The organism is Bradyrhizobium sp. MV1.5 (genome assembly GCF_055807615.1).
Genome location: NZ_JBVVPL010000022.1, coordinates 50960 through 66009 on the forward strand (window position 1 = coordinate 50960; position 15050 = coordinate 66009).

Below are 15050 nucleotides of genomic sequence, written 5' to 3' on the forward strand. Positions count from 1 at the left end.
AAGGCCGCAGTGGCGCAAGCAAAATCATGGAAGCGGAGCATTGCGCCGGATGCAACGACGCCGCGACAGCGTCTGCCGGATGCGCTATCAAGGACGGCATCATGACAGCAACAATGGACATCAATCGGGAGCGGATCGCGGCGACTGAGGCCGTCATCCGTCCGCACATACGGCGCACGCCACTCCTCCAGGCCGATCTCTCCGATTTCGGCCTGCCGGCTTCACCCGTCATTTTCAAGCTCGAGATGCTGCAGCATTCCGGATCGTTCAAGGCGCGCGGCGCCTTCGCCAACCTGCTGTTGCGGCAGCTGCCGGAGACCGGTGTCGTCGCCGCATCGGGCGGCAATCACGGCGCGGCGGTAGCTTATGCGGCGCAGCGGCTCGGCGCTCCTGCCACGATCTTCGTGCCCGACATCACCTCGCCGGCCAAGGCCGAGCGGATCAGGGGCTATGGCGCGAAACTCGTGATTGCGGGCAGCCGCTATGCCGACGCGCTCGCCGCGAGCGAAACCCATGTCGCGCAGACCGGCGCCATGGCCGTGCATGCCTACGATCAGGTCGAGACCTTGCTCGGTCAGGGCAGCGTCGGAATGGAGCTGGAGCAGGATGCACCGGGTATCGACACGGTGCTGGTTGCAGTCGGCGGCGGCGGCCTGATCGGTGGCATGGCGGCCTGGAGTGCCGGCAGGACGCGCATCGTCGCGGTCGAGCCGGAGCAATCGCCAACGCTTCACGCCGCCTTCGCGGCGGGCGCGCCGATCGATGCGCCGGCGGGCGGCATCGCCGCCGACAGTCTTGCCCCGCGACGTGTCGGACAATTGATGTTTCCGATTGCGCGGGCCCATGTCGAAAAGGTCGTGCTGGTCGCCGACGATGCGATCAGGCAGGCGCAGGCAGCGTTGTGGTCGAGCCTGCGCCTGGTGGCCGAGCCCGGCGGCGCAGCGGCATTTGCCGCCTTGCTCTCCGGTCGCTATCGTCCGGCACCCGGCGAGCGGGTCGCGGTGCTGGTTTGCGGGGCGAACACCAACGCGGTCAATTTCAACAGCTAGCGAGCTTCGCATGATCGGGAGCGCGTAGCCCGAATGAAAGGCGACGACGGCGCCACGCTCCGTCATTGCGAGCGCAGCGAAGCAATCCAGTATCTCTCGGCGGAAACAGACTGGATTGCTTCGTCGCAAGGGCGCCTCGCAATGACGGGTAGGAGGCAGCTACGCACTATTCGATGATCGGCACATGCTTCGCCGCCGTCCGGGGCAGCGTGCCGTCGAGGCGCGGGTCGTCGGCGACCTCGATCTGGCGGTGGAACGGACGGAAGCCGGAGCGCTGGTAGAACGCCACGGCGGACGGATGATCGAAGGTGCAGGTGTGCACCCAGACGCGGGACAGGTCGCGGGACCATGCGAGCTCAAGTGCACGGTTCATCATGAAGCGGGCGGCACCGCTGCCGATCAGCTTTGCGGTGACACCGAAATACACGAGCTCGCACTGGCCGTCCTCGCGAAAGTCCAGCTCCAGCAGGCCTTCATCGTGGCCGTCCACGACCAGTGCATAGACCTCGACGCCCGGTGCGTGGATAATTGCGGCGAGCTCCGGGTCGTTCATGCGCGCCCGCGAAAACCATAACCACTCCTCACCGACGCGGCGATGGAGATCGCGATACCAATGCAGCGCGGGGGTATCGACCTTGCGCAGGATCCGAGGACCTGATGGAGCGTCAGGCGGATCGTTGCGGCGCGCAGGCGTCGCTGTCATCTCGAGATGGGTGACGACGGCAGCGATCTTGCCGGCGGAGATGTCGGAATAACCGTCGGGGAGGATCATGGGATGCGTCCCTTTGAAGCTGAGCGCCGGCCACACATTCCGGGTCGTCCTGGCGAAAGCCAGGACCGATAACCACAGCTGGTCGCTGTCGCGGCAGGCTGAGGCCGCCAGCGGTCCAAGGCAATTTAGCTCGGTGGTTATGGGTCCTGGCTTTCGCCAGGACGACGGCGGAGTTTGTGGATAGGCTTCATTCACCACGGCGTCAGGGTAATCGCTTCCAGAGAACCCCGGATTTCGCTGCGCTCCATCCGGGCTACGAGACGGCCTACCCCTCCCCCTCGTCGCTCGCGAGCACGCCCTTCACTGCCCTCGTCCAGCCCGCCAGCTTCCGCTCGCGCGTCGCCTGGCTCATGTTGGGCTTGAAGCGGTGCTCGAGGCGCCAGTTGTCGGCGAATTTTGTTGGTTCGGGATAGACGCCGGCCTGGAGACCGGCGAGATAGGCGGCACCTAACGCGGTGGTCTCCTGGATCACGGGGCGGTCGACCGGTGCGTCCAACAAATCGGCGAGGCGCTGCATGGTCCAGTCCGAGGCGGTCATGCCGCCGTCGACGCGCAGCACGACGCTGGCGGTTTCCGAGCTCGGCCAGTCCGCGCGCATCGCGGCCCACAAGTCAAAGGTCTGGTAGCAGACGCTTTCGAGCGCGGCGTGGGCAAGCTCGGCCGGGCCGGTGTTGCGGGTGAGGCCGAACAGCGCGCCGCGCACGCGCGGATTCCAGTAGGGCGCGCCCATGCCGACGAAGGCCGGGACGAGATAGACGCTCTGCATGGTGTCCGACTGATCGGCAAGAGGTCCGGTCTCGGCGGCGTGCTTGATGATGCCGAGGCCGTCGCGCAGCCACTGCACTGCCGAGCCCGCGACGAAGATCGAACCTTCGAGCGCGTAGGTGCGTTTGCCACCGAGCTGGTAAGCGATGGTGGTGAGCAGCTTGTTCTTCGAGGCCACCGGCGTGGTGCCGGTGTTGAGCAGGGCGAAGCAGCCGGTGCCGTAGGTGGATTTCATCATGCCCGGACGAAAGCAGGCCTGGCCGATGGTCGCGGCCTGCTGGTCGCCGGCGATGCCGGAGATCGCAATGGCGCCGCCGAACAGGTCCGGCGTGCTCTCGCCGAAGCGGGCGGAGGAATCCTTCACCTCGGGCAGCATCGAGCGCGGCACGCCGATGATCTCCAAGAGCTCGTCGTCCCACTGGCCGGTGTGGATGTTGAACAGCAGCGTGCGCGAGGCGTTGGTGGCGTCGGTGGCGTGCACCTTGCCGCCGGTGAGGCGCCACAGCAGATAGCAATCGACGGTGCCGAACATCAATTCGCCGCGCGCGGCACGCGCCCGGGCGCCGGGGACGTGGTCGAGAATCCAGGCGACCTTGGTGCCGGAGAAATAGGGATCGATGATCAGGCCGGTCTTCTGCGAGATCACGGGCTCGCGGCCGTCGGCTTTCAGTTTCGCGCAGATGTCAGCGGTGCGGCGGTCCTGCCAGACGATGGCGCGGTGCACGGCCTGCCCGGTGGCGCGGTCCCACACGACGGTGGTCTCGCGCTGGTTGGTGATGCCGATCGCGGCGATGTCCTTGGGCCCGATGCCCGCCTGCGCGATCGCCTCGCGGCAGACCGTCACGGTCGATGTCCAGATGTCCTCGGGCTCGTGCTCGACCCAGCCCGAGGCGGGGAAATGCTGCGGAAACTCGGCTTGCGCCTTCGCCGCAATGGAAATGTCGCCGCGAAACACGATCGCGCGCGAGGAGGTGGTGCCCTGGTCGATGGCGAGGACGAAAGACATGGCGGCGAACCTTGGGGTTTCTTTGGCGCTGTCCCGGCGTTGTCCGGTGATGGGAGATTGTGTCGGCTCAAAGGGAGCGGATTGGGGCGGGAAGGTCAAGACGGCTGTCCTCCCACCCTCCCCTGGAGGGGCAGGGTGGGCTCGCATGCAGCGAAGCGACCCTCCCCCTCCGGCGGAGGATAAGTGAAACGCGCCCGGCGTACAATTAAAGTAGAGCAGGAGTTACGGCGCCGCCGTGGTCACGCCACCGTCGATGACGATCGTTTGTCCCGTCATGAAGCTCGACGCATCGGAGGCGAGGTAGGCGACCGCGCCTGCGATTTCGTCGGGTTCGCCGATGCGGCGAAGTGGGGTGGTTGCGGTGCGGCGTTTCAGATTCGCTTCGTCCTCCCACAGCGCGCGGGCGAAGTCGGTCTTGACGAGGCCGGGCGCGATGCAATTGACGCGAACGCCTTTCGGGCCCCATTCGCCGGCGAGCGAACGACACAGCGCGAAATCGGCGGCCTTGGAGATGCCGTAGGCGCCGATCACGGTCGAGCCGCGCAAGCCCCCGATCGAGGAGATGATGACGACGGAGCCGTTGCCGCGCTCAGCCATCTGCGGGATCGCCAGCGCGGAGAGCCAGATGTTGCTCTTGACGTTCGAGCCCATGATCTTGTCGAAGGCCTCGTCGGTGATGTCGAGCAGCGGGCCGTAATACGGATTCACCGCGGCGTTGCAGACGAGGATGTCGATCTTGCCGTAGTGCTTGGTCGCACCCGCGATCAGCGCCTCGACCTCCTGCTTGCGCGCGATGTTGCAGGGGATGACGGTGGCCTCGCCGCCGGCCGCCTTGATGCCGTCGGCGACGTCCTGGCAGGCGTCGGCCTTGCGCGAGGAGACCACCACTTTGGCGCCGAGCTTTGCGAGCAGCTCGGCGGAGGAGCGGCCGATGCCACGGCTGGAGCCGGTGACCACGGCGACCTTGCCGGTGAGATCGAACGGGGTGTTTTTCATTCTTGTTGCTCCGTTGAGGCCACTCATTCAGACGTCATCGCCCGGCTTGACCGGGCGATCCCGTATTCCAGAGACGGCGCGGCTAGAACCGAGAAGCCGCGGCGTACTGGATCCCCCGCTTTCGCGGGGGACGACAGCTGCCGCGGCTAGATCAACCCGCCACCGTCCGCCACGCGGCGCTGGTGGTAGTCGGTGTCGCCGAACGAGTTCTCGATCATGGTCAGGCGCTTGAAATAGTGGCCGATCTTCGCCTCCATGGTCATGCCGATGCCGCCGTGGAGCTGGATCGCCTGCTGTCCCACGAACTTCAGCGACTTGCCGATCTGCACCTTAGCCGCGGCAACGGCGTTGCTGCGCTCCTTGGCGTCCTCGAAATCAGCAGCCATGGTCGCGAACATCGACATCGATCGTGCCTGCTCGGCGGCGACGAACATGTCGGAGGCGCGGTGCTGCAGCGACTGGAACGAGCCGATCGGCACGCCGAACTGCTTGCGCGTCTTGATGTACTCGACTGTTGTCTTCAGAGACTCGTCCATCAGGCCGACCGCTTCGGCGCAAAGCGCGATGCGGGCTTCGTCGACCACACGCTCGATCAGCCCGAGCGAGTCGTCGGGATTGCCGAGCACGGCATCGGCACCGATTTCGACGCCGGTGAAGGTGATGTCGGCGGCGTGCAGGCCGTCCTGGGTCGGATACGACTTCTTGGCGACGCCCTTGGCATCGGCCGGCACCAGGAACACGCCGATGCCGGTCTTGTCGCGGCGCTCGCCCTTGGTGCGCGCGGTCACGATGAGGGTGTCTGCGTTCTCGCCGTTGAGCACGACGAACTTCTCGCCGTCGATGACCCAACCCTCACCCTTCTTCTTCGCCGTCGTGGTGACGTCGAAGAGATCGTAGCGCGAGTTCTTCTCGAGCTGGGCAAAGGCGAGCGTCTTGCTGCCGTCGACGATGCCGGGCACATGCGCGGCCTTCTGCGCATCGCTGCCCGCATGGCGCAGGAAGCCGCCGCCGATCACGACGGTTGCGAGATAAGGCTCGAGCACCAGTGCCTTGCCGAGCGCCTCCATCACGATCATGGTCTCGACGCCGCCGCCGCCGAAGCCGCCATCGGCCTCCGCGAAGGGCAGACCGAGCAGTCCCTGCTCTGCGAGCTTGCCCCAGACCGCTTTGCTCCAGCCGCCCTTCTCCTTCATGTACTTCTTGCGGCTCTCGAAATCATAGGAATCGGTCAAGAGGCCGTCGATGCTTTCCTTGAGAAGCCGTTGCTCCTCGTTCAGATCAAAATCCATGTTCTTTGCTCTCCGGTATCGATGTCGTCATGCCCGGCCTTGTGCCGGACATCCACGTTCTTTCGTGGCGCTAGGCGTGGATGGCCGGGTCAAGCCCGGCCATGACGGTGAGTGCGTGTTGATAGTGTACGATCAAAGCCCCAGCACCGCCTTGGCGATGATGTTGCGCTGGATCTCGTTGGAGCCGCCGTAGATCGAGACCTTGCGGTTGTTGAAATAGCTCGGCGCGATCTGGGCGGTCCAGTCCATGGCTTCGTTCGAGCCGTCATCGCCGTGCACGTCATAAGGTGCTGCGAACGGACCGATCACCTCCATCAGCAGCTCGGTGGTGGTCTGCTGGATCTCGGAGCCCTTGATCTTCAGCACGGAGGAAGCCGGATTGGGCTTGCCCTTGCCATGCTTGCCTTCGTCGGCGACGACGCGGAGCTGCGTCAGCTCGAGCGCCTTGAGCTCGATCTCGCAGGCCGCAAGCTTGTCACGGAAGGCCGCGTCCTGGATGATCGGCTTGCCGCCGGATTCGACCTTACCGGCCAGATCGCGGATGCGGCGCAGCCGCTCCTTGGAGACGCCGACCCGGGCGATGCCGGTGCGCTCATTACCGAGCAGGAATTTCGCGTAGTCCCAGCCCTTGTTCTCCTCGCCGATCAGGTTCTCGTAGGGCACTTCGACGTCGTCGAAGAAGACTTCGTTGACCTCGACGCCGCCGTCGATGGTCTGGATCGGGCGCACGGTGACGCCCTTCGACTTCATCGAGAACACGATGAAGGAGATGCCCATCTGCTTCTTGGCGGTCGCATCGGTGCGGCACAGGCAGAAGATCATGTCGGCGTGCTGGGCGAGCGTCGTCCAGGTCTTCTGGCCGTTGATGATCCACTTGTCGCCCTTGCGCTCGGCCTTGGTCTTGAGCGAGGCGAGGTCGGAGCCGGAGCCGGGCTCGGAAAAACCCTGGCACCACCAATCGTCGACATTGGCGATGCGGGGCAGATACTGCTTCTTCTGCTCTTCATTGCCGAAGGTGTAGATGACAGGACCGACCATGCTGACGCCGAAGGCGAGCGGCTGCGGCGCCGGATAGGACTGCAGCTCCTCGTTGAAGATGTAGTGCTGCACGGAGGTCCAGCCGGTGCCGCCATATTGCTTCGGCCAGTGGCTGACGCCCCAGCCCTTCTTGTTGAGGATGCGCCACCACGTCACCATCTCGTCCTTCGAGAGGTGGCGGCCCTCGACCAGCTTGCGCCGCGTATCCGGCGGCACGTTGTCGCGGAAGAATGACCGCACTTCCTCGCGAAACGCCTGCTCTTCTTTCGTGAATGCGAGATCCATCGGATCCTCCTACCCTTGTCGTCCCGGCGAAGGCCGGGACCCATAACCACCGGCCTTCGTTGTCTTGCGAAGGCCATTATCGTTTGTGCGCCAAACTCCTGCTGCGGAGTATGGGTCCCGGCTCCCGTGCGCAATTGCGCACTAGGCCGGGACGACGCAATTACTGCAACACCTCAAAAAGCCCCGCCGCGCCCATGCCGCCGCCGACGCACATGGTGACGACCGCGTACTTCGCCTTGCGGCGGCGGCCTTCGATCAGAGCGTGGCCGGTGAGGCGCGCGCCCGACATGCCGTAGGGATGGCCCACCGCAATCGCGCCGCCGTCGACGTTGATCTTGTCGGGGTCGATGCCCAGCTTGTCGCGGCAATACAGCACCTGCACCGCGAAGGCTTCGTTCAGCTCCCACAGGCCGATGTCGTCGACGGTCAGGCCATGACGCTTGAGCAGGCGCGGCACGGCGAACACCGGGCCGATGCCCATCTCGTCCGGCTCGCAGCCGGCGGAGACGAAGCCGCGGAAGATGCCGAGCGGGTTCAGCCCGCGCTTTGCCGCTTCCTTGTCGCTCATGATCACGGAGGCGCTAGCCCCGTCCGAAAGCTGGCTGGCATTGCCGGCGGTGACCGAAAAACCGTCGCCGCGCACGGCCTTGAGGCCGGCGAGACCTTCAGCGGTGGTCTCGGGGCGCGGGCCCTCGTCCTGCGACAGCGTGACGTCCTTGAACGAGACCGCACCGGTCGCCTTGTCGGTCACCGCCATCTTTGTGGTGATCGGCGCCAGTTCGTCCCTGAACTTGCCGCCCTGCTGGGCCGCAGCCGTGCGGCGCTGGCTCTCCAGCGAATATTCGTCCTGTTTCTCGCGCGAGATGCCGTAGCGCTTGGCCACGATTTCGGCGGTGTCGATCATGGGCATGTAGACCTCGCCCTTGATCTCGAGCAGCGCCGGGTCCTGCGCATGGAAGCCGTTCATCTTGTCGTTCTGCACGAGCGAGATGGACTCGCCGCCACCGCCGACCGCGATCTCGACGCCGTCGAAAATCACCGAACGCGCGGCGAGCGCGATCGCCTGCAGGCCCGAGGCGCATTGCCGGTCGATGGTGGTGCCGGCGACGGTGACGGGGAGACCGGCACGGAGCAGCGCCTTGCGCGCGATGTTGCCGCCGGTCGCGCCCTGTTGCAGCGCTGCGCCCATCACGACGTCCTCGACCTCCCTGGGGTCGATCTTGGCGCGCGCGACGGCTTCGCCGATGGCGTGGCCGAGCAGGGTTGCGCCCTCGGTGGCGTTGAGCGCGCCGCGATAGGCCTTGCCGATCGGGGTGCGGGCGGTGGAAACGATGACGGCGTCGGTCAAGAGCGATCTCCTGATGCAAGTCGGGTGGCAAGTTGGGCGGATTGTGATGGTTTCTGCTGCTGGCGCAACTCATGGCGCGACAGCTTTCCGACCGGCGTGCGCGGCAGATCGTCGACGAATTCGACCTCCGCCGGCAATTCGTGCTTGCCGAGCTTGCCGGCGAGCTGCGCGCGCAGCTCGTCGAGCGAGAACGGCTTTGCATCCGGCTTCAGCTTGATGAAGGCTTTGGCGGCCTCGCCGCGATACGAGTCGGGAATGCCGAGCACGATCACCTCGTGCACGCCTGGTAGGGTGTAGATCGCCTGCTCAATCATTTGCGGATAGACGTTGAAGCCGCCGGAGATAATCATGTCCTTCTTGCGGTCGACCAGGAAGAAATAGCCGTCGGTGTCGACATATCCGATGTCGCCGGTGACGAAGCGGCCGTCGACGAAGGCCTCCGCGGATCCCTCGGGCCTGTTCCAGTAGCCCCTGGTGACGTTCGGGCCCTTGATGCGGATCTCGCCGACTTCGCCCGGCGGCAATACGCGTGTCGGATCGTCCAGCGCGACGACGTCGAGTTCGATGCCGGGCAGCATCAGGCCGATCGAGCCGGGCTTGTCGGGGCCGGTGGGCGGATGGCCGGTGCCGGGCGAGCAGGTCTCGGTCATGCCCCAGCCGCTCTTGAGCTTCTTGCCGACCTTGCGTTCGAAGAAATTTGCGACCTCCACCGGCAGCGGCGCGCCGCCGGAGCCGATGGTGGCCAGTGAGGAGAAGTCGCGCTTGTCGAGATCGGGAAGGGCCGCGATCGCGATCCACATGGTCGGCACGCCCGGGAAATAGGTCGCGCGCTTGATTTCGATGTCGCGCATCACCGCTTCGACGTCAAAACGCTGATGCAGCGAGATCAGATAACCGCGACTGAGCGAGGACAGCAGCACGACAGTGAGCGCATAGATGTGGAACAGTGGCAGCACGCAGATCACGCGCTCGACGACGTCGCCGCGCGTCGCGCGCGACGGCTTGCCCCAGACGTCGTAGATCGACACGGCCGAGGTGAGGTTGCCGTGGGTCAGCATCGCGCCCTTGGGCAAGCCCGTGGTGCCGCCGGTATATTGCAGCAGCGCGACATCGTCCGCCGTCACCGACGGCCACTGCGCTGGCGCGGTGGCGCCCTCGACGAAGGCCTTGAAGGTGACGATGCGGGCATCATCGGGGATCGGTGCCTGCGGGGTGCCGACCTTGCCCCAATTGTCGTCCTCGCAGACGACCAGGCGATCGATCAGGCCCTTCTCCAGGAATTTCAGCGCGGTCGGCAGCAGCGCCGCGAGGTTGGAGGTGACGAGCAGGCGCGAACCGGAATCGGAGATCTTGTGCGTCAGCGCGATTTCGCCGTCGAGCGGTGAGAGATGCGCGACGCGGGCGCCGGCCTTCAGCGCGCCGAAGAAATTGACGGGATGGTCCGGCGTATTGCCGAGGAACAGGGCGATGGACGTATTCTTGCCGTAGCCGGCGCGCAGGAACGCGGCAGCCGCACGCTCCGCCATCGCGGCGAGTTCGGTGTAGCTGATCGGACGATCCCGGAATTCCAGTGCGGTGCGCGGTCCGTACTCGGCGGCAGCTTTTGCCAGCAGGTCAGGCAGCGAACCCTGGACGATGGTGTCGTCCCAGCGCACGCCCTCGGGATAAAACTGTTCGCCGGGATGGGTCATTTCATCATCACAATCAATCGTCATTCCGGGGCGCGACGAAGTCGCGAGCCCGGAATCCATCGAGCAGCGCGCTCAGCGGCCAAATGGATTCCGGGTCTGGCCCTTTGGGCCATCCCGGAATGACGAGCGGGGAGGTAACCCCCATCACGCCGCCTTCGATGTCGCGGCCAGTGACGCGAAGGTCTTGCCTTCGGCCGCGAGCTTCTTCAGCAGCGGCGCGGGCTCGAGGCTGGGATCATTGGTCTCCTTGGCATAGAAGGAGAGACGATCGGCGATGTGCTTGAGGCCGACGGTGTCGGCCCAGAACATCGGGCCGCCGCGGTAGATCGGCCAGCCATAGCCATAGAGCCAGACCACGTCGATATCGGACGGGCGCGCGGCGATACCTTCTTCCAGGATCTTCGCGCCCTCGTTGATCATCGGATACATCATGCGTTCGAGGATCTCGTCGTCGCTGACGACGCGCTTCTTGCGGCCCAAACGAAGCAGGGTCTCGTCGATCAGCTTCTCGACTTCGGGATCGGGCAGCGCCGAACGGGAGCCGGCCTCGTATTTGTAGTAGCCCTTGCCGGTCTTCTGGCCGAAGCGGCCGGCTTCGCAGAGCGCGTCGGCAATCTCCGACTTGATGCCGCGGTCCTTGCGCGAGCGCCAGCCGATGTCGAGCCCGGCGAGGTCACCCATCGCGAACGGCCCCATCGGCATGCCGAATTTCGTCACGACGGCGTCGACCTGCTGCGGCAGCGCACCTTCGAACAGCAGCTTTTCGGACTGCTTGCCGCGCTGGGCCAGCATGCGGTTGCCGACAAAGCCGTCGCAAACACCGACCACGGCCGGCACCTTTGCGATTTTGCGTGCGATGTTGACAGCAGTCACCAGCGCATCCGGCGCGGTCTTGTCGGCGCGCACGATCTCGCACAATTTCATGACGTTGGCGGGCGAGAAGAAGTGCATGCCGAGCACGTCCTGCGGACGCTTGGTCGACTTCGCGATCTCGTCGATGTTCAGGTACGACGTGTTGGAAGCGAGCACGGCGCCGGGCTTGACGTATTGGTCGAGCTTGCCGAACACTTCCTTCTTCACTGCCATGGTCTCGAACACGGCTTCGATGACGAGGTCGGCATCGCCGACGTTCTCGATGCCCACGACGCCGTTGATCAGCGCCATGCGCTTGGCGGGCGCGTCCGCCGGGATGCCGCCGCGCGCCGCGGTCGCTTCCCAGTTCTTCTGCATGATGCCCATGCCGCGCTTGAGCTGCTCCTCGCCGGTCTCGATCAGGGTGACGGGAACGCCGGCATTGGCAAAGGACATCGCGATGCCGCCGCCCATCGTGCCGGCGCCGAGGATGGCGACGCGGTTCACGGGCCGCGGCTTGGTCCCGTCAGGAACGCCGGCGATCTTGCTGGCCTCGCGCTCGGCGAAGAAGGCATAACGCTGCGCCTTGGACTGATCGCTGGCGACGAGCTTGAGGAAGCCCTCGCGCTCCTTCTTGAGGCCCTCGTCGAACGGCAGGTCGATGGCGTAGCCGACGGCGTCGGCCGCCGCGAACGGCGCTTCCAGGCCGCGCGACTTCTTGGTCATGGCGGCGACTGCATTGGTGAAGATCGAGCGGTCAGCCCTGGCCGCCGCGATCTTGGAGTCGTCGTCACGCAGGCGGCGCAGCGGACGCTTTTCAGCCAGCAGCTTTCGTACGAAGGCTTCGCCTCCGGCAGCCGGGCCCTCGACGATCTCCTCGATCAGACCGTTCTTCAGCGCTTCCGCCGCACCGATCGGATCACCGCCGACGATCATCTTGACCGCGAGCTCCGGTCCGACTGCGCGCGGGAGGCGCTGGGTGCCGCCGGCGCCCGGCAGCAGGCCGAGCTTCACCTCGGGCAGGCCGAGCTTGGCTTCCTTCACCGCGACGCGGAAATGACAGGCGAGCGCGACCTCGAGGCCGCCACCGAGCGCGGTGCCGTGGATCGCGGCCACGACCGGCTTTGGTGAATTCTCGATCTCGGAAAGCACGTCGTTGAGGGCGGGCGGCTTCGGCGGCTTGCCGAATTCGGTGATGTCGGCGCCCGCAATGAAGGTGCGGCCGGCACAGGTCAGCACGATGCCCTTGATGGCGGGATCGGCGACCGCGGCCTTGATGCACTCCAGAATTCCGCCACGAACCGCGGCGCTCAGCGCGTTGACCGGAGGGCTGTCGACCGTGACGATCCCGACTTCGTCATGACGCTCAAGCTTGACCACTTCGCTCACGGTGTCCCTCCTTGGTGGGGTAACTTTTGTTCAATTTCGCATTGCGGAATTTAATTCCGCATCTTGACGGCAGGGTTATTTTGAAGCACGTGGCTTGTCAACGACTCCGCGCAAGAAGCAGATCAGGGATGAAGCGTACAGGAAAGAAGACAGCGACCGACCGGAATTTCGTCGTCGCGCTTTCCCGCGGACTCGACGTATTGCGTGCATTCCAGCCCAGCGACGGACTTCTTGGCAATCAGGAAATCGCGGCCCGTACCAATTTGCCCAAACCGACCGTTTCGCGGCTGACCTATACCTTGACCAAGCTCGGCTATCTGACGCCGGTTCCCCGCTTCGAGAAATATCAGCTTGCGCCGGCCGCGATGGCGCTCGGCTACGCCGCGTTGTCCAATCTCGGCGTTCGGCATTTGTCCGAACCGTTCCGCGAGGAAATGATGCGTGCGACCGGCGGAGCCGTTGCCGTCGGCGGCCGCGACCGTCACAGCATGATCTATTTCGGGCAAAGCCGCGGCAGCGAGACGGTCGGCGTTCAACTTGACGTCGGCTCCCGCGTGCCGATTGCAACCAGCGCGATGGGCCGTGCCTATTTCTGGGCGCTCGAGGAGAACGATCGGGCGGAACTGTCTCGTGTCTTGCGCGAACATTACGGCAGCCGCTGGCCGAAGATGCGCGACGGTTTGGAACGCTCCGGCGAGACGGTCGCGAAATACGGATTTGCGATTTCGGTCGGCGACTGGCACGACGATATCGGTGCTGCCGGCGTCGCGCTCAGGCTCAACGACGGAACCGGTCCCTACGCATTCAATTGCGGCGCGCCGGCATTCCGCTTCACGGAAGAGCGTTTGATCAACGACATTGGACCGCGTCTGCTTGCGATGGTAAGGAACATCGAAGCGGCACTTGGAGGTCTGATGCCGCATTCCAAAAAAGACGTCAGCAAAAAGCTGAAATCAGGAGGGAAAGTTGCGCGTGTGGCCGAGGGGATCAGATAGCCTTTGTCGTCATCGGGAGCGGTTCACATCGCCCCTTCGCTCACTGAACACAGTGGGCGAGACGAGATGACGCAGGCACAGCTCGCGCAGGGGACATCGCCCCTGCTCGCGGTTCGCGACGTCAGCGTCGTGTTCGGCGGCATCGTCGCGCTCAACGGCGTGTCCTTTGACATGCACAAGGGCCAGATCCTCGGCTTGATCGGCCCTAACGGCGCCGGCAAGACCACGCTCTTCAACTGCCTCTCGCGGCTCTACCAGCCGTCGTCCGGCGACATCCTGATGGAGGGCGCGAGCATCCTGACGCGCCCGCCGCACCGGATCGCGGAGATCGGCATCGGCCGCACCTTCCAGAACGTGGCGCTGTTTCCGAATTTGTCGGTGATGGACAATGTCCGCGTCGGCACCCATGCCCGCACCTCCAGCGACATCATCAGCGACTCGCTGCGGCTGGCCTGGGTTCGCCGCAGCGAAAACGACGTCAACAAGAAGGTGCATGAGATCCTCGCCTATCTCGACCTCGAGGACGTCGCCCACACCATCGTGTCGGGCCTGCCCTTCGGCACGCAGAAGCGCGTCGAGCTGGCGCGCGCGCTCGCTGCCGATCCGAAGATCTTACTGCTCGACGAGCCCGCCGGCGGCCTCAACCACGAGGAAGTCTACGCGCTCGGCGATCTCATTCGTCGCATCCGCGACGACCGCCACATGACCGTGCTGCTGGTCGAGCATCACATGGGCCTCGTGATGTCGATCGCCGACCACGTCGTCGCACTGAATTTCGGCAAGAAGCTCGCGGAAGGCACGCCCGCCCAGGTGCAGGCGGATCCCGAAGTCATCAAAGCCTATCTCGGGAGCAAGGACCAATGACGACGCTGCTCAACGTCAAGGACCTGCGCGCCTACTACGGCCAGGTCCAAGCGCTCCACGGCCTGTCCTTCTCGCTCAGCGAGGGATCGCTGACCACGCTGCTCGGGGCCAACGGGGCCGGCAAGACCACCACGCTGCGCGCGATCTGCAACATGGTGCGCTCGACCGGCGGCATCGAGTTCGACGGCAAGCCGCTGAACAACCGCTCCACGGAGAGCATCGTGCGGTTCGGCATCGCCCATGTGCCGCAGGGCCGCGGCACCTTCACCACCATGACGGTTGAGGAAAACCTCCAGCTCGGCGCGATCACCCGCAAGGACAGCGCCGGCATCGTCTCCGACATCGAGCGCATGTATGCGCATTTCCCGGTGCTCAAGCAGCGGCATACCCAGCAGGCCGGCACGCTCTCGGGCGGCGAGCAGCAGATGCTCGCGGTCGCCCGCGCCCTGATGCTGCGGCCGCGGCTGATGCTGCTGGACGAGCCTTCGTTCGGCCTGGCGCCGCTGGTGGTGCGCGACCTGTTCGGCATCCTCGGCAAGATCAATCGCGAGGACAAGGTGTCGATCCTGGTGGTCGAGCAGAACGCCCAGCTCGCGCTCGAGCTCGCCGACCAGGCCTATGTGATCGAGACCGGGCGCATCGTGATGTCGGGCAACGCCAAGGACATCGCGAACAACGAAGAAATCCGCAAATCCTACCTGGGTTACTGAG

The 15050-nt window shown here is 65.1% G+C and carries 12 protein-coding genes; 4 read left to right on the forward strand and 8 right to left on the reverse strand.

The features are described from left to right. The first annotated feature begins 101 nt into the window (after window positions 1-101). Window positions 102-1049: a threonine/serine dehydratase gene (locus AC0L2J_RS20925; RefSeq protein ID WP_007605338.1), complete on the forward strand. Its 948-nt coding sequence runs from the start codon at window positions 102-104 to the stop codon at window positions 1047-1049. 166 nt (window positions 1050-1215) lie between these two features. Here AC0L2J_RS20925 and AC0L2J_RS20930 read toward each other — a convergent pair whose 3' ends face one another. The 8 genes from AC0L2J_RS20930 to AC0L2J_RS20965 form a co-directional block, all read right to left on the reverse strand. After that, window positions 1216-1821 carry a GNAT family N-acetyltransferase gene (locus tag AC0L2J_RS20930; protein ID WP_007605336.1) on the reverse strand — a complete coding sequence of 202 codons (606 nt, stop codon included), beginning with the start codon at window positions 1819-1821 and terminating at the stop codon, window positions 1216-1218. 265 nt (window positions 1822-2086) lie between these two features. After that, window positions 2087-3592: a glycerol kinase GlpK gene (gene glpK, locus AC0L2J_RS20935; RefSeq protein ID WP_007605333.1), complete on the reverse strand. Its 1506-nt coding sequence runs from the start codon at window positions 3590-3592 to the stop codon at window positions 2087-2089. Window positions 3593-3814: 222 nt separating this feature from the next. Next, window positions 3815-4588: an SDR family NAD(P)-dependent oxidoreductase gene (locus tag AC0L2J_RS20940; protein WP_473393754.1), complete on the reverse strand. Its 774-nt coding sequence runs from the start codon at window positions 4586-4588 to the stop codon at window positions 3815-3817. Between the two features lie 146 nt (window positions 4589-4734). Continuing rightward, window positions 4735-5877: a pimeloyl-CoA dehydrogenase small subunit gene (gene pimD, locus AC0L2J_RS20945; protein WP_473393758.1), complete on the reverse strand. Its 1143-nt coding sequence runs from the start codon at window positions 5875-5877 to the stop codon at window positions 4735-4737. 132 nt (window positions 5878-6009) lie between these two features. Beyond that, window positions 6010-7200: a pimeloyl-CoA dehydrogenase large subunit gene (pimC, locus tag AC0L2J_RS20950; protein ID WP_007605328.1), complete on the reverse strand. Its 1191-nt coding sequence runs from the start codon at window positions 7198-7200 to the stop codon at window positions 6010-6012. A 160-nt stretch (window positions 7201-7360) separates the two neighbouring features. Beyond that, complete coding sequence (locus AC0L2J_RS20955) at window positions 7361-8548, reverse strand: acetyl-CoA C-acyltransferase (RefSeq protein WP_473393762.1); 1188 nt, start codon at window positions 8546-8548, stop codon at window positions 7361-7363. Continuing rightward, a complete protein-coding gene (pimA, locus tag AC0L2J_RS20960; protein WP_473393766.1) occupies window positions 8545-10239 on the reverse strand; it encodes a dicarboxylate--CoA ligase PimA in 1695 nt (564 codons plus the stop codon). Before pimA ends, AC0L2J_RS20955 begins: the two co-directional genes overlap by 4 nt. 144 nt (window positions 10240-10383) lie before the next feature. After that, entirely contained in the window at window positions 10384-12480 is a 2097-nt protein-coding gene (locus AC0L2J_RS20965; protein WP_473393770.1) for a 3-hydroxyacyl-CoA dehydrogenase NAD-binding domain-containing protein, read from the reverse strand. A gap of 128 nt (window positions 12481-12608) precedes the next feature. Here AC0L2J_RS20965 and AC0L2J_RS20970 point away from each other — a divergent pair, with 128 nt between their 5' ends. The 3 genes from AC0L2J_RS20970 (at window position 12609) to AC0L2J_RS20980 (ending at window position 15049) form a co-directional block, all read left to right on the forward strand. Further along, window positions 12609-13475, forward strand: a complete 867-nt coding sequence (locus AC0L2J_RS20970) for an IclR family transcriptional regulator (RefSeq protein ID WP_007599713.1) — start codon at window positions 12609-12611, stop codon at window positions 13473-13475. A 66-nt stretch (window positions 13476-13541) separates the two neighbouring features. Then, window positions 13542-14339, forward strand: a complete 798-nt coding sequence (locus AC0L2J_RS20975) for an ABC transporter ATP-binding protein (RefSeq protein ID WP_473393774.1) — start codon at window positions 13542-13544, stop codon at window positions 14337-14339. Next, window positions 14336-15049: an ABC transporter ATP-binding protein gene (locus AC0L2J_RS20980; protein WP_007599709.1), complete on the forward strand. Its 714-nt coding sequence runs from the start codon at window positions 14336-14338 to the stop codon at window positions 15047-15049. Before AC0L2J_RS20975 ends, AC0L2J_RS20980 begins: the two co-directional genes overlap by 4 nt. Window position 15050: the final 1 nt, after the last annotated feature.